General features: G+C 53.9%; 13 protein-coding genes. 2 read left to right on the top strand and 11 right to left on the bottom strand.

Annotated features, from left to right (window positions below):
- Positions 1–43: 43 nt before the first annotated feature.
- The 5 genes from AC1VS5_RS01600 to rfbA form a co-directional block, all read right to left on the bottom strand.
- Positions 44–1,510, bottom strand: a complete 1,467-nt coding sequence (locus AC1VS5_RS01600; protein WP_481217472.1) for a sugar nucleotide-binding protein — start codon at positions 1,508–1,510, stop codon at positions 44–46.
- A 121-nt stretch (positions 1,511–1,631) separates the two neighbouring features.
- Positions 1,632–2,654 carry a dTDP-glucose 4,6-dehydratase gene (rfbB, locus tag AC1VS5_RS01595; RefSeq protein ID WP_481217471.1) on the bottom strand — a complete coding sequence of 341 codons (1,023 nt, stop codon included), beginning with the start codon at positions 2,652–2,654 and terminating at the stop codon, positions 1,632–1,634.
- 12 nt (positions 2,655–2,666) lie between these two features.
- Positions 2,667–2,990 (bottom strand): type II toxin-antitoxin system RelE/ParE family toxin, encoded by a 324-nt coding sequence (locus tag AC1VS5_RS01590; RefSeq protein ID WP_481217470.1) that lies wholly within the window; start codon positions 2,988–2,990, stop codon positions 2,667–2,669.
- Positions 2,980–3,249, bottom strand: a complete 270-nt coding sequence (locus AC1VS5_RS01585) for a type II toxin-antitoxin system prevent-host-death family antitoxin (RefSeq protein ID WP_276867785.1) — start codon at positions 3,247–3,249, stop codon at positions 2,980–2,982. The genes AC1VS5_RS01590 and AC1VS5_RS01585 overlap by 11 nt, the downstream gene beginning before the upstream one ends.
- A 49-nt stretch (positions 3,250–3,298) precedes the next feature.
- Positions 3,299–4,195: a glucose-1-phosphate thymidylyltransferase RfbA gene (rfbA, locus tag AC1VS5_RS01580; RefSeq protein WP_481217469.1), complete on the bottom strand. Its 897-nt coding sequence runs from the start codon at positions 4,193–4,195 to the stop codon at positions 3,299–3,301.
- Positions 4,196–4,459: 264 nt separating this feature from the next.
- Here rfbA and AC1VS5_RS01575 point away from each other — a divergent pair, with 264 nt between their 5' ends.
- Positions 4,460–5,671: a DUF4422 domain-containing protein gene (locus tag AC1VS5_RS01575; protein WP_481217468.1), complete on the top strand. Its 1,212-nt coding sequence runs from the start codon at positions 4,460–4,462 to the stop codon at positions 5,669–5,671.
- Between the two features lie 340 nt (positions 5,672–6,011).
- On the opposite strand, the gene AC1VS5_RS01570 is transcribed toward AC1VS5_RS01575, so the two are convergent.
- Positions 6,012–8,390 carry a glycosyltransferase family 2 protein gene (locus AC1VS5_RS01570; RefSeq protein ID WP_481217467.1) on the bottom strand — a complete coding sequence of 793 codons (2,379 nt, stop codon included), beginning with the start codon at positions 8,388–8,390 and terminating at the stop codon, positions 6,012–6,014.
- Between the two features lie 275 nt (positions 8,391–8,665).
- Here AC1VS5_RS01570 and AC1VS5_RS01565 point away from each other — a divergent pair, with 275 nt between their 5' ends.
- Positions 8,666–9,910, top strand: coding sequence for a nucleotide sugar dehydrogenase (locus AC1VS5_RS01565; protein ID WP_481217466.1), 1,245 nt, complete (start codon positions 8,666–8,668; stop codon positions 9,908–9,910).
- A gap of 96 nt (positions 9,911–10,006) precedes the next feature.
- Here the strand turns inward: AC1VS5_RS01565 and AC1VS5_RS01560 are convergent, their stop codons facing one another.
- The 5 genes from AC1VS5_RS01560 to AC1VS5_RS01540 form a co-directional block, all read right to left on the bottom strand.
- Complete coding sequence (locus tag AC1VS5_RS01560; RefSeq protein ID WP_481217465.1) at positions 10,007–12,454, bottom strand: YfhO family protein; 2,448 nt, start codon at positions 12,452–12,454, stop codon at positions 10,007–10,009.
- 274 nt (positions 12,455–12,728) lie between these two features.
- Positions 12,729–14,171, bottom strand: coding sequence for a lipopolysaccharide biosynthesis protein (locus AC1VS5_RS01555; RefSeq protein WP_481217464.1), 1,443 nt, complete (start codon positions 14,169–14,171; stop codon positions 12,729–12,731).
- Between the two features lie 57 nt (positions 14,172–14,228).
- The gene (locus AC1VS5_RS01550; RefSeq protein WP_481217463.1) at positions 14,229–15,335 is read right to left on the bottom strand and encodes a glycosyltransferase family 4 protein; all 1,107 of its coding nucleotides are present in this window, start codon (positions 15,333–15,335) and stop codon (positions 14,229–14,231) included.
- A 3-nt stretch (positions 15,336–15,338) separates the two neighbouring features.
- Positions 15,339–16,373 (bottom strand): glycosyltransferase family 2 protein, encoded by a 1,035-nt coding sequence (locus tag AC1VS5_RS01545; protein WP_481217462.1) that lies wholly within the window; start codon positions 16,371–16,373, stop codon positions 15,339–15,341.
- Positions 16,374–16,663: 290 nt separating this feature from the next.
- Positions 16,664–20,533 (bottom strand): N-acetylmuramoyl-L-alanine amidase, encoded by a 3,870-nt coding sequence (locus AC1VS5_RS01540; RefSeq protein ID WP_481217461.1) that lies wholly within the window; start codon positions 20,531–20,533, stop codon positions 16,664–16,666.
- Positions 20,534–20,649: the final 116 nt, after the last annotated feature.

Below are 20,649 nucleotides of genomic sequence, written 5' to 3'. Positions count from 1 at the left end.
CCGGATACCATCCGAGCCCGCATACGTCCATCAAACGATATGCTTACTTGCTTGAAATGAGGCTCATATACTCCTTGAGCTCCTCGTTCCAAGCGGGTGCAGCGTAACCCGTCGCTTCGATTTTAGCAAGGTCGAGCGCACTGTGGACGGGACGGGGCGCGATGGGGCCATCGGCGCTCGCGTAGTACTCCTCGGTGGAGACGGGCGCCACGGCGCCGCCGTTGCCGTTGCGCAGCTCGAACACCCGGCGGGCAACCTCCGCCCAGCTCGCGGGCTCGCCGGATCCGGTGCAGTTGTAGGTGCCATAGGGTGCAGCCGTGTCGAGAAGATGGAAGATCGCGCGCGCCATATCCGCCGTGAACGTGAGGCGGCCGACCTGGTCGTCCACCACCGTGACGCGCTCCAGCGCGTCCTCGGGGTCGGCAACGCGGTCGGAGAGCGCCGCCATGGTCTTCACGAAGTTCCTGCCGTCGCCGATCACCCAGCTCGAGCGAAGGATGTAGTGCGCGGGGCAGCCTGCCACGGCGATATCGCCCGCAGCCTTGGACTGGCCGTACACGCCCAGCGGGCTCATGGGCTCGTCCTCGGCGTGCATGTCGCTCGAACCGTCGAAGACGTAGTCCGAGCTCACGTGCACGAGCGTGATGCCGTGCTCGGAGCAGGTCCGCGCCAGGAGCGCCGGTCCCGTCGCGTTCGCCTTCCAGCAGGCCACGCGCCCCTCGTCGGTCTCGGCGCGATCGACGGCTGTATAAGCACCGCAGTTGATGACGGTGCCGTAGAGGCTCCAGTCGTACTGGCCGTAAGCTGCCGCGTCGGACATGTCGAAGGTGTCGATGTCGCAGTAGTCGAAGGTCTCCGCCAGGCCGCGCTCCTCGGCGAGCGCCCGGACGGCGCGGCCGAGCTGGCCGTTCGCGCCCGTCACGAGGGTGCGCTTCGGCTGCATGGGGACAACGTCGCGGAGGTACGGATGGTTCTTGTCCGCCTCGGAGATCTCGCACTCATCGAGCGGGATGGGCCACTCGATGGCGAGCTCCGGGTCGGCGAGGTTCACGAAGGTGTAGGTCTTCTTGAGCTCGGCGGACCAGTGCGCGTCCACCAGGTAGGTGTAGGCGGTGCCGTCCTCGAGCGCCTGGTAGGAGTTGCCCACGCCGCGCGGCACGAAGATCGCCTTGGAGGGGTCCAGGATACAGGTGTAGACGCGGCCGTATGTGGGGCTGCCCGCGCGCAGGTCAACCCACGCGCCGAAGACCGAGCCCGTCGCGACGGAGATGAACTTGTTCCACGGCTCGGCATGGATGCCGCGCGTGGCGCCGGCGCTCAGGTTGAAGCTGATGTTGTTCTGCACCCAGCGGAGGTCCGGGAGCCCCAGGCCCTTCGCCATCTTCTCGCGCTGCCAGTTCTCCTTGAACCAGCCGCGGCTGTCGCCGTGCACGGACAGGTCGAGCACCTTGAGGCCCTCGATGCCCGTCTCCTCTACCTTGAGCTGCTTCTCGTATTCGATCGCGGCCATGTCCGCGCACCTCCGCTTTCCGCTGTCCAATACTCAAGTCGAGCCCGCCGCAGGTGACCCGCCCACCTGCTCATCCCCATGACGCGGCGAGCGGGCCGCCTTAGGCGGGCTCGAGATTCCCCTACTGCCCCTGCGCGGCGTACCTCCGCTCGGTGGCCTCTTTGGCGGGGCGCCACCAGGCCTCGTTCTCGCGGTACCAAGCGATGGTCTCGGCGAGGCCCTCGGCGAAGTCGGTGTGGGCCGGCTCCCAGCCAAGCTCGCGGCGGAGCTTGGCGGAGTCGATCGCGTAGCGGCGGTCGTGGCCGGGGCGGTCGCGCACCCAGTCGAAGTCGTCCTCGTCACGGCCGAACGCCTTGAGGATCTCGCGAAGGACGGTGATGTTGTTCTTCTCGCCGTCGGCGCCGATCAGGTAGGTCTCGCCGATGCGGCCGCGGGTCAGGATGGTCCAGACGGCCGAGCTGTGGTCCTCGGTGTGGATCCAGTCACGGACGTTCAGGCCGTCGCCATAGAGCTTCGGGCGCACCCCGTCAATCAGATTCGTGATCTGGCGCGGGATGAACTTCTCCACGTGCTGATACGGGCCGTAGTTGTTCGAGCAGTTGGAGATCGTCGCCCTCACGCCGAAGGTGCGGTGCCACGCGCGGACCAGGAGGTCGGAGCTCGCCTTCGTGGAGCTGTAGGGGCTGCTCGGGCGGTACGGGGTCTCCTCGGTGAAGCGCGCCGGGTCGTCAAGGGCGAGGTCGCCGTAGACCTCGTCGGTCGAGACGTGGTGGTAGCGGACGCCGTATTTTCGCGCCGCCTCGAGGAGCGCGTAGGTGCCCTCGACGTTGGTGCGCAGGAACGGCTCGGGGTCGGCGATGGAGTTGTCGTTGTGGCTCTCCGCCGCGTAGTGCACGATGGCGTCGTGCCCGGGGACGAGCTCCTCGAGCAGTGCGCGATCGCAGATGTCGCCGACGACCAGCTCGACACGGTCCTCCGGCAGGCCCGCGATGTTCTCCGGGTTGCCGGCGTAGGTGAGCTTGTCGAGCACGGTCACGTGCACGCCGGGGCAGTTATTGACGACGTAGTGCACGAAGTTGCTGCCGATGAAGCCGCAGCCGCCGGTGACGATGATGTTCTTGGGCTCGAAGGTATCCTCAGACATGATTCTCCCCTGTTAGTTACTTTCATCTACATAAACGTAGCCAGCATAATCCTGACGCTGATGGAATATGCGTGCGATGTACACCGTATCTTCCTTCACCAGATATAGAACCACATAGCTCATGATGGCAAAAGACCTATAGCCCGCCTCAGCCAAACTGGTATCGGGACAGAGTAGCCGTGAGAATGGAAACAGCTGGATGCTATGTGCCCGCGCGTCAAGTTCGTCCATGAACTTCAAAGCAGCTGCCGTCGAGCCCGTGTCACGAGCAAGATAGCGGACGATGTCTTCTTCATCGCGTCGAGCAGATTCCAATATCTCGAGCTTATAGGCCATACTTCTCCCTGAGTTCACAGGAGAACGTATCGTAATCGCTATACTTACCCTCAGCCAGTTCTCGCTCTGCCTGGAAAACAATATCGTATAACTTCATACGGGCCAGCTCCTGCTTGATGCCCTCGTAGGCATCACTCGTCATGACCACGAACTCGTCTCGGCCGTTCTTCGTAACGGTTACGGGACCGTCCGCGTTGCGGACGGTCTCGCTGAACTTTGCCGTATCCTTCATGTCGCGCACGGGAACGCAGGTAGCCATAGGAACCTCCTCGTCATTGTGGCCTTATTGTACCACGCCCGACGAAAAGCTATTCGAGTGACTGCTTCACGTACGCCCCGTCGGCCACCTTGCGCAGGTGCGCGCCGTAGACGCTCTTCCCGTAGCGCTCCGCGCAGGCCACGAGCGTGTCGCGGTCGATCCAGCCGTTCTCGTAGGCGATCTCCTCGAGGATGGAGACGGGCGTGTCCTGGGCGCGCTCGACGGCGCGCACGAACTCGCCGGCCTCGTAGAGCGACTCCATGGTGCCGGTATCGAGCCAGGCGTAGCCTCGCCCGAGGGTCACGACGCTGAGCGAGCCGTCCTCGAGGTACATCCGGTTGAGGTCAGTGATCTCGAGCTCGCCGCGCGCAGAGGGGCGCACGAGCTTAGCGCGCTCCGCCACGTCGCCCGGGTAGAAGTAGAGGCCGGTGACGGCGTAGCTCGACTTGGGGTGCTCCGGCTTCTCCTCGATGGAGACCGCGCGGCCGCCCTCGTCGAACTCCACCACGCCGAAGCGCTCGGGGTCGTCCACATGGTAGCCGAAGACGGTGGCGAGCCCCTCCCCCGCGTTCGCGACGGCGCGGCGGAGGTGCCGGCTGAGGCCGTTCCCGAAGAAGATGTTGTCGCCGAGCACGAGGGCGCAGGGCTCACCGGCGATGAACTCCTCGCCGATGATGAAGGCCTGGGCGAGGCCGTCCGGCGAGGGCTGCTCGGCGTAGGAGAGCGAGATGCCGAAGTCGGAGCCGTCGCGCAGCAGGCGTTGGAAGTTGGGGAGGTCCGTCGGCGTCGAGATGATGAGGATGTCGCGGATGCCCGCCATCATGAGGACGGAAAGCGGGTAGTAGATCATGGGCTTGTCGTAGACCGGCAGCAGCTGCTTGCTGGTCACGAGCGTGAGCGGGTACAGGCGCGTGCCCGATCCGCCTGCAAGGATGATGCCTTTCATGCGAAGCCTTTCAATCGAGAAGCCACGAAAACTGCTCTAATCATAGCCGCATCACGCCCGCCCGTTCACCCCGTATGCAATAAATCAGGCTTCCTCGATAATCCAGCCATCAGCGTAGACTCTCGGACAACCTATGGCTCACCTCACGATTCGATATGCCGAGCGTACCGAGCATGCGACTTCCTCTATGCTCTCGTTACGGGCCTTGCCCTTCAATTCGTCATATAATGCCTGTTGTAATGATAACGACTTGATCGGGGCGGGATGAAAGTATATATAGCGGCACACGCCTACTGTGATGTGCCTCACCCATATCCCTATCAACCACTTTTTGTTGGGGCATATAAGCTCCCCAAAGAGGAAAGAAAACCTAGCTGGGAATATGACGACGGCTTTCCCGGCAACATCTCGAAGGATAATTCAACATATTGCGAGCTCACCGGTCTTAAATGGATTTGGAAAAAATCACAAGAAGACGCTGTGGGGCTGGTCCACTATAGAAGATTTCTTGCAAGCCCCCTATCTCCACCCAACCAACCACATCCACTATCAGAACAGGAAATACGAAATCTTCTGGAAGACTACGACTGCATCGTGGCGCAAAAGGCATTTCTCCACGATGGCTCGAAAAACATCTCGGTCGCCAAACATTACCGCATCTGCCATTGTTCAACCGACCTCATTAAAACAAAGCTGATCATTGACCGTCACTACCCCGAATACAGCGATGCGTTCGACAAGGTGATGCATAACGAATGCTTGTCCCCCTTTAACATCATTATTTGTAAAAAGCAACTATTCAACGCTTACGCACGCTGGCTTTTTGGTATTGAGCGTAAATTGGCTCGAGCGATTGACCCCCTGACTGATCGGCCACCCTATCAACAACGGGTATTCGGATTTCTCGCAGAAAGACTCATGAACGTTTATATCGTGAAGCACAATCTGTCTGCATTTGCGTGCAAGGTCTTTAATCCCATGGATCTAACTAGATGCACCCCAGGGATGTCAGAACCTCTCCAATATGAGACAATCACCAACCCCATCGGTTTAGAGCATCTTTCCAAAGTGCGCGACGGCATTGACTATTCGCCTGTTTTCGATTTTTCGTTCTACTTCAACAATTATCGCGACATTGCCGCCGCGTTTAACGAGAACCCCTCGCTCGCTCTCGATCATTTCCTGCTTAATGGAGCACGAGAGGGTCGGACGGCCCACCCCAATTTCTCGATAACTTCGTATGCTAATGGAAACCCACACCTTTGGCTTAAATACGACAACCCAATTGCAATCGTTCGTCACTATCTTGATGACGAGGGTGACCGTCGTCATGCCATAGGTTACGAAAATTTGCTACGTTCCCCTAGCACAACAATTGAGAGGGGCGCTTCGCTTGCAACAAGAATAAAAAGACTCCGCTTCGAGCGCTGGACAAACGAAGCGGAGTCTAAACCGGTCTTGGATGGAGGCCTGTAATCGTCGACCTCTCAGCCTGACGATAAGGCAGGGGGGGGTAGATTCAGATTCAGACCGCCTTTGCGGAAGTTGACAAACAAGCAGGTGACAGGCCGCAGTCGCAGATTGCCATGCTGCCCGGGTTGACGAGCTGCTCAGGTGGCGTAACTTAGTTTTGTCAGAGATTATGGGCGGAATCCCATACACCACGATTCACGACGCCACCGCAAGGAGCAGCTCTCGACCTCTAGGCGGCAACAGTCGAGAGCCCATAATGAAGTTCGGTTCAACAGATGTTCAGGCGCAAGGCCTCATAACGTCGAAGAAGAGATAGACACACCGGAGCTATGTCTAAGCATCATTAGAGAGCGTACTTACTATAAAAAGGGTCCCCCTCAGAGTAGTACCTCGGCCATTTTGCCCTGAGCTTACCCTGCTCAGAAACAAACCGATTGACCTTGTCCGGAGCAAAATCACTACCACGACTCAGAGATTCGTAGTGATAGAGAACTGCCTCGGCATCATACACCACCCTGAACCCATTCTCAGCAACCTTAAGACAGTAATCGATATCGTTATACGCAACGGCAAAATCCTCCGTCAGCCCACCAACCTGTCTGAAAACCGATGCCTTGGTTAAGAGACACGCTCCGGTAACTGCCGACACGTCCTGCGTTAACTGCGCCCGCCACATATAACCCTGATCATCTTTATCAAAATGATTGAAAATGTGAACAGGGCCGCCCATTTCAACCAAATGAGGACAATGCACCATCGTAACGCCAGCATGCTGAATGGTATTGTCGGGGTACAGGAGTTTTGCCCCGACCACTCCTACGTCTTTGCGCTGGCATATGCCCAACATAGACTGAAGCCATGTCGGAGACTGTATCTCAATGTCGTTGTTCAGAAGCAGAAAAAAGTCTCCCGAAGCATACTGGGAACCGAAGTTGTTGATCGCGGAGTAGTTGAACGGTCCCTCCCAAGTAAGCACCCGGACAAATGGATAGCGTTTCTCCGCCTCGCGGTAAAATGCAAAGGTCTCAGCCTCGGTACTATTATTTTCCACCACAATCACTTCAAAATTGTGATAATCAGTAATGCGAGTAAGAGAAGAAAGACAACGTGCCAAAACAGCAGCGTTATCCTTGTTTGGAATGATAACGCTCACCAGCGGGCTATCGACTACCTCATAGCGAGTTCGATAAATGAAAGGCGTGACCGTCTCTTCGACGACGGCAGATAAACCACAGCGCTCCAAATGAGCGCGCAACGCAGCAATGCCAGCGTCTTGCGCGTAGGACTTATTTCCTGCGTTTTTCGCGGTGGATCTGTCACTCATACGCCAGTGATAAAGCACTTCGGGAACATGGACTATTTTGTCAGTAAGCTCGGACAGCCTCAGCAGAAAATCGTAATCCTGCGCGCCGTCATATTCGGAACGCAGCGGAAGCTGCCTTACGAGAGAAGATCGCACTGCGACCAGATGCGTAATAAAGTTATGGCATCGCAACAGATCGATATTAAACACCGACTTGAAATGTGGATTGCAAAAGGCACCATCTTCCGACAGATTATCCTCATCGCAGTACAACGCGTCAATCTCAGGATTTGCAGTTATCTCCTTTGCATACCTGAACAGCGCAATTGGGCTCAGAAGATCATCGTGGTCAAAAAAGACAACATAATCGCCCTGCGCCGCCTCAGTCCCTTTGTTGGTATTAAATGAAATACCACCATTGGTTTCAAGCTTGATAACGCGAATACGATTATCGTCAAGACGAGCAATTGCCGCAGCAAGCTCTGCATCTCCAGGAGTTGAGTTGACGAGAATCAGCTCCCAGTTTTGGTAAAGCTGGGATAAAACGGAATCGACCATCTCATTGAACAAATTAACCGGAGTGTGATACAGCGGAACTACGATGCTGAACAGCGGGCCGCCTTCAACCTTATAGTCGTCAGGAGATTCGTGCTCGAACTTCTGCATCTTGTTGCGGAAAACTGCATCCCATCCATTGGGATCGGCAAGAGGATAATATCTTGGCTCAAGAGTAGACCGGTAATAATTACGGGAGGGCTCGTCAAAGCAGGTGAACGCAGTGCGAGTCCCCTCTTCGCCACGCGCAACAAGACAAACGGTTTCATCACGCGGAATGCGTGCAGTGAATGAAACCTCTTTGCGAACAACACCATCACTGTTCGTCATTACCGTTGACCCACGGTAAAGTTTAATATCCTTTACCTCAGTACCCCGTGCGTTCAAGACCCGCAAATCAACGTTTCGGTCCGCAATGGGTGTGCAGACAACGCCTTTTACGATAATCTCGTTGCCGTGGTCCGGCCAATGGCATACAAGGAGATTGATATGAATCTGGTTCGAGTAAACGGACTTCTCGATATCCCTCATTGATAAAGAGTCCACGCGAAAGAACCGATAATTGAACCGGGAAGCCCATTTGATGAAAAAGCGACTAAACCGACGCTCAGCCGAACTTACCACACGACGTGCTTTGTCAATCTCCTCCACGTTAACATCAACGCGCCTTGTCTCAAGAAGAGGTGTTGCCAAGACATAGGTGCTGACGTCCTTATTTAATTTATAAACAGCAACCGGAAGTTCGACTGCAGCCTCAGATTTTGCGGAAAAGCGAATGATATTGCCCTTCGCAACATTTAGTACGCGGCATTCAATATATGCAATTCCCGTTCCACGGCATATCTTTCCGATCTGCAGCTTCATGAGCACTCAAACATCCTTATCTCAAAACACAATGGGCCATTATTTAACACACTGTCAATCCAGCTAAGTGCCTCCGTCATTTTACCTGCAATTCATTTAAATCAATCGAAACAGAGCAAACATGCATAAACGCAGTGTCATTCTTAGACAGCTGTGGGAGACTCAATCAGACGAGGCGCATACGCCCATACAGGCGAAACAGCTCAGCATGTACTATCATTTGCTTGCATAGTCGCTTATGAGAAATGAGCTAGCGGAACATGAAAGGGACGTTTATGAAAATCGCTGTTGCGGGCACCGGTTACGTAGGCTTGTCGGTCGCCCTTTTGCTCTCCCAGCATAACGATGTTTACGCCTATGACATCGTCCCCGAGAAGGTCGAAATGCTCAACGCGGGTGAAAGCCCCATCGTCGACCGCGAGATTGAGCAGTTCCTTGCAGACAACGCATCTGGCGAGCGTCCACTTCACTTCCATGCATCGTCTGACCCTGTCGAGGCGTATGTTGATGCGCAGTACATCGTTGTCGCCACGCCGACAAACTACGATTCTAAGCAGAACTACTTCGATACCTCGAGCGTCGAAGCAGCAATCAACGCAGTACGCGCCGTGAACACCACGGGATGGATCGTCATCAAGTCGACGATTCCCGTAGGTTATACCCTGCAGATCCGCCAATCGCTGAACGACCAGCGCATAATCTTCTCGCCCGAATTCCTGCGCGAAGGGCATGCCCTGTACGATAACCTCCACCCCTCCCGAATCGTCGCTGGCGCGCCACACGACGACGAAGAGGCCGTCGCCGCTGCACACATGTTTACCGACCTGCTCTTGCAGGGAGCTGCGCCCGATGAGATGCAGCGCGTTAACGCAAACGGCACCACCGGGGTCCCAAAGCTCATCGTGGGACCGACCGAAGCTGAGGCGATCAAACTGTTCGCAAACACCTACCTCGCTCTCCGCGTTGCCTACTTCAACGAGCTCGACACCTACGCCGAAGTTCGCGGCCTCAATGCAACGCAGATCATCGAGGGTGTTTGCCTGGACCCACGCATCGGTTCCCACTATAACAACCCGAGCTTCGGGTACGGTGGATACTGCCTGCCCAAAGACACCAAGCAGCTTCTCGCCAATTACAAAGACGTACCGCAGAACCTCATCGAAGCCATTGTTAAGGCCAACCATACGCGCAAGGATTTTATTGCTGATGAAGTCATGGAGAGTCTTAACAGGATCGAGAACCCCTTGGTTGGCGTGTACCGTCTTACTATGAAGTCTGGCTCAGACAACTTCCGTCAGTCCGCCATTCAGGGCGTGATGAAGCGCATTAAGGCCAAGGGCATACCTGTTCTTGTCTACGAGCCCACGCTCGATGACTCGACGTTCTACGGAAGCGAAGTTACCCACGACCTCGACACCTTTAAGAACCGGTGCCAAGTGATTTTGGCAAACCGTTGGAACGACGAGCTGGCCGACGTAAAAGATCGCGTGTACACACGGGACCTCTTCGATCGGGATTAATTGCCAGCAGCCATCTTTTTCAACGTCAGTATTCACAAAAATGGCCACCCTCCAAGGTGGCCATTTTCATTTTGATCAACCGGTCATCCGCAAGCTCTAATGTTTCCGAAGATGTTTGTACTGTGCCTCGGGAAGCCCGGCATCCGTATCATCGGTATGACCTGTACCGCCAGCAAGCAAACGATTAATCGGACGATGCGCAATGGCGATAACCACTAACGAGACTGAAGCCGCTCCAGCAATGATGAAAAACACGTACAAAGCAGTAGGTTCATACTTTAACTCTACCGTATGTGTACCAGCAGGAACTTCTATTGCTCGAAAGAGATAATTACCCTTCAGAACAGGACTTTCTTCCCCATCAATGTACGCCTTCCAATTTCCATCATTATACTCATTTACCAAAACATACCGGTCTTCGTTTGTAGTCACAGAGAAAGTTATCGACCCGTTAGCGCCGGTAGAAATGTTGGAAATCGTCTCATCGTCCGAAAGCTTCTTGGTTGATGCCGTGGAAGCAATCTCTCGAGCATTCTGGGTTGTTTCCTCGCTTAAATAGAGGGTATTGGGGTCAAATTCCTCCTCCATCATCATAGTGAGCACGCCCGCATCGTCGCGAGATATCGCAATTTCATCAACAAGCTCAATCTGAGATGCATGGCTCAGCTCGCAGATAACAAGCCCATCATCTTGAACGTCATATCCAACGATTTCGTTTTGAAGACCGTCGCTGCATTCCGAAAATTCAGCCTCAGTCATCACAAGATACTTCACACCAAGGTATCGAAGCAAGTTGTAATTATCAATACTCTCCCACACAGGCCTAGTTGGACTACCAGTGGAACCATCGCCGCCAACTGCGGTGTAATAGCTTGTTAAGTCTGGACTTGAGAAAGACAACCCATGCCCCCTAACATCCCGTATTCCGTAATACATATTGACTGAGGGCATCACAGTCCAGGATCCAAGACTCGCAAATTTAGCGTCATCAAGATTGTCTTGAAGATACGAAATAGAACTTGTCGCTGGAGGGATAGACGTTGCTTCCGATTCAATTAAGGGCAGATACTTTGAGGCAAAATAGCCGCTATCAACTGCCGATCCGGCAACAAGAACTACTGAACAGAGCATTGCAACGATCGGTGCCTTAGGAACTAATGCGCGGATCAAAGATACTAGAAACAAGGCTATGCCTAGCGCGAGGCCAACAAACGCTTCAAGCATCATATAGCGCTCGCCCGCCTGGACAATAACAGGATATACGCGAACAATTAATGCGATAAAAGCGACAAGAGGAATAACGCTGAGTACCGGGGTCACAATTCGCTCGAATCGACTTTCGAGCGTTCGTGTCAGCAGGTCATCCAAATTGATTCCCGCCAATACGCTCAATGAAAAATTCAGCAGGATAATCACGCGGAACTTCAGGGAAGTATTAATTAGTGGCAAATGCGTGAATATAGGGGACAGTACATTCGTAAAGATAAGAAGCGCGAGCACGCATGAAGCGGTAAAAAAGAAACCCACGCGGCGCTTTTTCTTGAAATGGACTATGGTAAGGCAAATAGAAAGTATGGCAAGCACACCAGTAAACAATACGCACTCATTTAGATGTATTCCCGCGCTAGTTGGAACGTAAGGAAGCAGTAGAGTTTTTATCTGGCTAACCGGAAGCGTTGCCAACGCTTGCCCAGCACGAGATTCAGAATAGCCGTTACTACCTACGGACAGTAGGAGCTGACCAGAATATGGCAACGACATAAGAACGCCGATAACGGCAGAGATGCCACAAGCGGCCAAGTAAGATATTACGTACCGTACTTCCCCCCAATGAGTTCTCAACACGTAAAACAGACCGTAAGCAAATCCCAAATAAAAGAAGTAAGCTGCATAAGTCGGCATGCCTGGCACCATCATAAGGTAAACCACCAAAGCCACTCCCACGCAATACCGCACGCGAATACGAGTGAGCATCAGGTCGATCAGCCAGAATAGGTACGGCGCATACATTGCTACCTCGGAATGCGGCCACCCATGCCACATAACCATTGCAGATGAAAACGCGAAGCTAACACCCGCGATGAAAGCACCACGCCAGCTGCATGCGAGCCGACGCAGAAATAAAAACATGCCGATGAATGGCACGGTGAACTTAAGAACCGAAATGGCCTGCTGGGCGACATCGAAATCGAGCACATAAACCCAATTAAGCGGAGAGAGATATAGCGACATGGTTTGTGCGGTTCCGAGAGCAAAATCTGTAAGCCATGTTGTAAAGCCGGAAATATGATACGTCATCCAAGCTATAGGGAGAACGTTGTCCGCTGGGTCACTCAACAGAGGCCCAGCAATATCAACCCCAAGAGAAGAAAATGGAGGAAATGAGTAAGTCACACTGGTAAAAGACAGCTTCATGCCTCGAAAGATAACTTCGCGAAATACGAACAAAAGAATTGCAGCAAAACTCGCTATTATCAGAACAATTTGCAGCACCCGTAGGGCGGTTTGTCGTGAATGGCTCGTTTGAGAAACAGTATTATCCACCGAGTTCTCCTGTTGTCTGGCTAGCCCAAACCGCGACATATCCAACACTCCTCAGACGTTTATGCTAGTTGTTGACAGCATTGCCCAGCATTATTAAATCGAATCTATAATAGACAAAGCTAGGCAACCTGAAAACTTGATAGATAATCTTGGCGACATGATTATGCTACATTGTGGAACATTACAAATACAAAGGCACTTTGATCCACATCAAGCGGGCAATATCCTATTGCAAATGCCAAGCCTTGCTGTAAAAACGGCCTTATCTCGACATTTAATTCAGAAGGGCGAGGAGCTCGCTCGGTTTAAGAACCTGGGCGGCAACGAGCGCGCCTAGGAAGGCGAAGTAGCAGACAGCATATGCCACCACAATAGACAGCAGCCCGGTAATGTCCAGCGCCGCGAAGATGCCATGGACCAGCAGCCACAGCACTACACAAGTGCAAATGATGACCCAGGCGGTTCTTGTCATAACCTTGCCCACAACCTGACGGATGCGCGCGAACGACGCAAGCATCATGAGCGCCGTACACGAGGCGCTGGCGACCGCAATAGCCGTGATGCCGCCGTTGCTGGCGCTCACGATGAAGATGGGAATGACCAGCACCAACGATATAACCGACAACGCATCCGAGAATCGACTCGGCTGCGTCGCGTTCAGCACCATGTTGAGAATCACCGTCATACCCATAAAGAAGTTGGAAAAAGAGAGGCATGAGAGCGCCGTCGCGGCCACGGCGTAATCCTCGCTGTAAAACGAAGCCAGCAGACTTGCGCTGCTTGCTGAAATGATAACCGATATAGGCAGAATGAACGCAAACGCAAGAATCAACAGACCGCGTATGCGTTGAAGCGCCTCGACAGACTTACCCTTGCTCATAAGGCCCGCAACCACCGGAAGAATAACGGTGGAGAACGCTTGAAGCAAATAGTACGTAATCTTGCCGAAATTCATAGCTCCTGTGTAATACCCCGCCATGGAAGAGGGCTCCACCACTGCTTTGACAATCAGCGTGTCGAAGCTGAGAACCAGCGAAACAACAATGAAGAACACGGAGAAGCTCAGCGTGTGATGCGCGATCTGGCCAAAGCGAATGCGCTCGGGCTTGCGCACCGTAAACGGTGCATGATTCGCGACGAGCAAAACGCATCCGATCGCTATGGTGACAAGCACGGCAAGCGTAAAGCCAGCCTCAACACCCAGAACCGGGTCGGACTGAAACACAAACAGGATAAGTGGAATGGTTCCCAACTTTGCCACCGGGTAGAACGTACCGAGAAGAGCGCTGGTTCCAAATCGCTGTAAACCGTCATTTATGCCGAGCAAGATTACCTGAAGACCGTTTACAATTACCAGCAAGCCGGCAACCCTGAAGTAGAAATCGAGCGAAGCATCGTTGAAAACAACCCCGAACACCGGAGCCCCAAAGAAGTTGATGCAGAAAAACACCGCAATGACAATGAACTGGAAGGCAATGGTTTTAACGACGGTGTCGACGATATCGTACCGGCCGCTCGAAATCTGACTTGCAAGCGACTGACGCGCGCCGTTCGAAACGAACATATACTCGAAGTCAAGCACGGTGAGTATCGTACCCACAACGCCGTACTCAGCAGGCGGCATGGAGTTGCCCAGGAAGAAGTGGAGAGCGTAACCGCTCAGGAAGAACATGATGTTGCTGATAAGGTTTAGCACAAGGCCTCGACGCATACGCATCCCCTGTTTCCCTAGCTTGACGAAGACTGCCGGCGATCTTTGGCCGTTACTGTCTGTTTACCGCTGCTCAGCAATCCAAGCAGACAGCTCCTCGGCAATCCGCCTATCAGTGAAGCGTGCACCGGCCTCGGAAGCCCGTTTGCGCGCCTGCTGCAGTGCCTTGCGGTCAGTCAGCAGATCCTGTAGCGCTTCGGCAAGGGCTTCGGCGTTGCCCGGCTCAACCAGAATAGCGCCCTCCCCAAGCTCTCTTCGCTGGGGAGCAGTGTCGCTCGTAACAACCGCGCAGCCCGCTGCAAGCGCTTGGTACACCTTGTTGGGCACAACGCGCAAGCCCTTCGGCGTGGTGGAGAAGATGCCAAGCGACACAGCGTGGCGTGCCACCACTTGCGGAAGCTCCTCGGGCTCTACCCAATCAACAAACTCGACCTCATTCACGCCAGCAAGCAACGACCGGACCTCATCGTAATCCTGGCCGGTTCCAATCATAGTTGCATGGAAGTGACAGCCGTTGCGATGCAGGATGGAAAACGCTTGGGCAATAATCGGCGTACCCTGGAGTGGGGTGTACAGACCATAAAACACCACGTCGTTCTCAACGGGGTGCTCCCGCTGAGCAACACCCGCCTGGTACCACGCCTCAGGCGCGCCAACGGGCACGACCATGCTCTGTCCCGCAAAGTCAGCAGGCAGCATATCCTGATGCTCTCGAGTATCGAACAACACGAGATCGGCAGAGCCAAGCGCCCATTTATCGAGCTTTTCGAGTAATCGCACCTTAAGCCCCTTGGCGCCGCGATCTTTAGCCGTGTCAGCAGCATAGATAAGATGGTCAAGCACGATAGGCACGCCTCGGAACAGACGACGCGCCAGCAGCACATCAAAATGACCTAGATAACCGACCAGCACCGCATCGGGGACGCCGTGCTCACGCACCCACGTTTTAGCATCCGCACTGATACCGTGCCACAGTCGGAGAATCCCAAGCGCAAAACCGAAAAGCTTCCAAGGCTTCTTCAACACCTCGACGCGCTGAGCGGTGGAAAGCTCGAGGGGGCGGTTGACCTCCGCCACCTGAACGCCGTTTTTGCGCAAGCCATCGATAATGATGCCCACGCGCGGATGCTTGCGCACATTGTACGTGCCGAACGCCAGTACGCGCGTCACTGCTTACTCGCCGTCCTTGTCGTGAACTCTACCAGCAGCGGAAGCGAACGCCGGGAAATTGCCGTACTCGTCCTGCTGGGCCCAGATCTTCTGGAGCGGCGTACTGTAAAGGATCTCTTTCGTACGCTCGAGCTCGTCCTCAACCAGCTTGCGCTGAATACGCTGCAACTCGGAAATGATGAGTAGCATAAGTGAGAGAAGTGCACACACCAAAAGGACGGTGCCCAAAATGAGAGACTGCATATGATTGCCGCTGCTGCCCAGAGAAAGGAGCACCAGGTAACGCACGAAAGGAACCAGGCCGAGGATGCCAAAAATGATCGTGGCCCATTTAAATACCGCGTGCGCTTGGAACATGAGGTAGCTGCGAATGATGGCACCCGCCGACTTTCCCATGTGCTCGAAGATGTTATTAAATAGTCGAGATTCGCGCGTCTTAGGATTCGTGGTGATGGCGTATGAGGTAATTGCAATGCGTTTATGCCCCGCTTGGATGATGGTCTCCATGCAGTAGCTGAACTCAGTCACGATGTTAAGCTTGAGCAGAGCGTTGCGAGAATACGCACGGAAACCACTAGCGGCATCAGGGATGTCGGTTCCCGCCGCTTTGTTCACCACCCAAGAGCCAAAGCGCTGCATCAGCTTCTTAAACGCAGAAAACTCGGAAATCTTCGAGGTCTGGCGGTCGCCGACCACAATCTCGGCCTCATGGCGCACGATCGGCTGCACAAGCTGCGCGATGGCATCGCTGGGGTACTGATTGTCACCGTCGGTGTTAACCACTATGTCGGCACCGTGCTTGAGTGCATAGTCCACGCCATCGCGGAACGAGCGCGCGAGCCCCATGGGCTTAGCGTGGTGTACGAAATGCCGCACACCAAGCCTCCGAGCAACTTGCACAGTATTGTCTGAGCAGCCATCATCAATCACTAGATACTCGATGCTTTCGATGCCGGGAATCTCCCGCGGCATAGTCTGAAACACGAGCGGAAGAGTCTTTTCCTCATTCAAGCATGGAATTTGAATAAATAGACGCATTTAAACCATCTTTCTTGCAGTAAGTAGATTCGTAATTATATTGCGACAACCACTTGCCCTTGAACACTACCAATAATGTATGCAAATACAACACGTTCACTCAAATGAACTAGCCCAGCAATGGATGGCAGAGCTTGATGATACAACCAGCAGCCGGACATCCGCGACATCCATATCTGGAGACAGCTTCCTTTCCATTTCACCTGTCTTTCATCATGTACGTTCAAGCTTTTAAGCACGTCGAGCCAAAAGGCACTTTCCAACAGAGGCAATTCTGCAGCCATGATTAGCTAGCCAATCATCTCGTTAATCATGAGAAGAATAGACTCGCCATAACCGTTACCGGGCACGGCCCAACGGCCATCAAGATCCTCCAGTTTGGGAGCAACGCCACGCTCCACTAAATCGAAGCGTGGGTCAACACACGCGGCATTGAGCGGCTTCGTAGATGCGTATGCCTTGAGATGCTGCGCTTGTGCCAATAAACCGGTATACACGTCATCGAATGACGCACCGGCCACTCCCCCACCCGTTGACCCGAGACCGCCAAAATTGCACTGCCCGGGTTTAACGGAACCGCCAAACTGTAGCCAACCGGTCTCTTTCATCGCCTGACAGAAGAGCACGTCGGCCCTGACTCCTTCGGTGTTTGCAGCTCGCACAACTAAGTTGCAAAAAGCATCAATGGTTGGAGCGCCCTTTTCAGCATATACCTCAGCAGGGTAAGCCTGTCCCGACCTTTGAAAATAGGCAACCATCTGGCTGGCAGAGGCAAGAGAGTCTCCCATGATATCCGAAGGAGTTCTAAATGCCACATCGGTAGAACCAGGTGTATCAGATCCCTTTTTGACCAGCTTAATCTGAACAGCCTCAATGCCGTAGCCATATCCCTGCGTTCCGGCTCGTTCACCGTTCTTCGCCCAGTCAAGCCATCCGATTTTAGAAACATGGACGCGATAATAGATATCAAAATCTTTTGAAGCGTCTCCCTTCAGTTCCATACGAAGTGCTTCTAGACGCTTATTCTCTCCAACCGTACCGGCATAAGTTCCCCGCGACACCTCGACAGAATCGACCCAACCATAGCTCTGAATATGGGCGGTCACCTCAACCGTTCCGCTGCCACTTGGCAAATATGCCTCGATTGCCTGAATCGATTGTCCTTGCCCTGTAGTCCCTACCGTAGCGCCATCTCCAATGAATCCCTGCCAACCAGTATTCGCAACGTTAGCACGATAGGTAATCTGAGCAGAAACGAACGGCTCATCGGTCTTCCCGGGCGCTTCCGACAATCCGTCTTCATCCTTCTTAACTAGTTCGATCTGAATTGCTTGAATACCATAATCAAGCCCCTCAGAACCGGCACTCTCGCCGTTTTTCGCCCAATCGAGCCAGCCCACTTTGGCGGAATGCACTCGATAGTAGACGTCGTATTTTTCTGCCATCTCGCCTGTTAATGTAATCTGAACCGCTTCGATCTTCTTCGACTTGCCGGTGGCTCCTATCTGGCCTGTAGTCCAAGCCTGCCAGCCATCGCTTGTATAAAAGGCTCGCGCCCGTATGGAACCAGACTCATCATCATCTTGGTTGGTGAGCGAAATGTTCATAGCCTCTAAAGAAAGCCCTTGGCCGGTCGTCCCAGCAGTGGAACCACCATTAACGTAACTCTGCCATCCCACTTTCGCGACATGAGCACGGTAGGTAACATCCACGGCCTTCTTTCTGAATGCATCGTCTGTTGCGTTTGCAGGATTTGTCTCAGGGGCCCCTTTACCCTTTTCCTGCAAGACGATTTGAATTGCTTCAATGCCCTTTGAATACCCCTGCGAACCGGCGGCCTCTCCGTTCTTCGCCCAATTCATCCAGCCGATACCAGACACGTGAACACGATAATAAATGTCATAGGATTCGGAAATCGACCCAGACAGCGTAATTCTTAGCGCCTCAAGTCTTTTACCCTCGCCCGTCGTACCGGCAACCGACCCGCTGGAAACTGCGCCACGCCAGCCATAACTTTGGCAATGGGCCTCGACAGAAACGCTGCTGTCTGTGCCAGAATATTTGCCTAAATCAAGATTGAGCTTGAAAGCCTCCATGCGCTTGCTTTGCCCTGTAGTACCCGCTGTAACACCTGCGTTCACCGCGCTTTGCCATCCGACGTGTTGCACATGAGCTTGATAGGTAATGATGGGTTCCGCAGTAGTCTTGTCGCGAAAAGCGTCTGAAGTAGAGCCGGGGGCAGTGGCGCCCTTGTTAACCAGCACGACCTCAATCGCTTGGGCGCCATAGCCATAGCCCACGGTGCCCGCGCTCTCGCCATTTTTAGCCCAGCCAAGCCAACCAACCTTGGCCGAGTGAACGCGATAGTATACATCGTACGTATTCGCAGCTTCGCCTGTCAGCCTAATCTGAATTGCCTGGATAGCAGCGCCCTGGCCCGTGACTCCGCTTTGCGCGCCATCTTTCACCCAGCCCTGCCAGGACCCATTGACATACGACTGGTATTCGACACCACCCGAAGACGCGGCACCGTTCAGCAGGCTAAGCTTAAACGCTTCAAGGTTATTGCCTTTACCCGTCGTTCCTGACACCTTGTGATCGTAAACGGTATCCTCCCACCCAAGACTGGAAACATGGGCCTGAACCGCAACCGACGCCTGAGCACGTGCCGTCGAATCCTTACCTAGGTTGTATTGCTGGGCGATTCCCGTCGCATCCGCAACACCCAAATCGTGCTGACGATTCGCAAGATAGTTCGCGTCATTTGGATTGGTAATGAACGCATGCTCAACAATGATGGCGGGAATGTCGTACTTTCGACAATTTCTTATTACTCCATAGTAATCCGACCTGCTTCCATCGGGGTATGAGGAATCCCCCTCGCCGGCTGGGTAGTCTCTAAACTTAACGCCGCGATTATTCAACCCGAGCGAAGAAAGTTGGGCCAAAATTTTGTTGCCCAAATCCGTTCCGACGGTATGAGCGTCGCTGTTATAGGAGCTGCTGTTAGGTGCCCAAACCTCTGCCCCGTTGGCGCTTGCGGTGGCGGAATTGCAATGCACGCTAACGAAAACATCCGCTCCGATCCTTTTTGCTCGGTCTGCGCGCGCCTGCAGGCTCACACGCTCGTTTTCCGATCGAGTAAGATAGGCGGTGACCCCCGTATAAGAGTCAAGCTCGTCCTTTAGGTTCTGGGAAATTCCCCAATTAACCGAGGCCTCCTGTAACCCATTGCCAACGGCGCCAACATCGCTTCCACCATGTCCGGGGTCTATGGCGACAATCAGATAGTCTTCGCGAGTCGTAGACACGGCAGAACGAGACCGTGAGCTAGAAACACTTGGTGCGGTCGCGTTATCTTGGCTTTCCTGGACCCCTGAGGCATCAGCAGTTTCAAGGGCATCCTCCACTGATGCGGCAGCAGTAAGCTCTCCATCTTCACCGACAGTCATTGCCGTCACGCCATCTTCGATCCCGCTTTCACTCAGCGCATTGGCAACATCGGCGGTTACCACTTCAAACGAATAGTCATTATTTGCGTTGGCATCATCCGAGAACTGAACCACATAGCTCGTCTCATAGTTTTGCAGCGTAAACGCAACGTCAGAGACTGTGTATGCATCCGCTTGGCTGTCATCAGAAAACGAGACCTCAAACAAAGCGGCATCGTCAATCACCTTCGAAGCACTCACAGAGATAGATTCATGCTGCGTGCTGCCCAGCGTAATCTGCGCCGTAGAAAGGCTGCCATCAAGATCGTTGAACCCGATAGCGATGTACTGGGTGTCCCCGATCGCGATTACGCCCTGGTCGACATAAACATACGCGACCGAAGACACATCCATCTCAGCTGGCTGCCGGTCCGAGACGCCAATCGTTTCGTTCGTGATCTCTTCGGACGAGGACCCATTCTGAGCGATTTGGTCTTCCGGCCCCTGAGTAACAGAATCTACCGACTCGCTGTGCGAGGCGTCCTCAGTAGAAGCAGTTTCATCAGAATGTGGCTCTACCTGTTCACCCGCCTGTGCCGAGCTTTGATTCGAAAGATCAGCCGACGACACAGCCCCTACAGATTCCGCATACACCGCAAGGGGCTGCACAACAGGCATGAGTGCCAAGAGCGCAGCCAAACAGACCGCCAGAACACGTTTTGCCAACATTTCCCTGCCCACCGTTCACTACGTTGTCATTCAACTCAGCAGTATCTAAGTCTAGCGAAAATGCGCCAGATATACTTCGATAGCACCCAAGTACAACGAAAAGGGGCCTGCCATCA

The sequence above is a fragment of the Enorma sp. genome (assembly GCF_982429025.1).
Note: the sequence above shows the minus strand (reverse complement) of the source record. Positions and strands in the feature narration are given on the sequence as shown.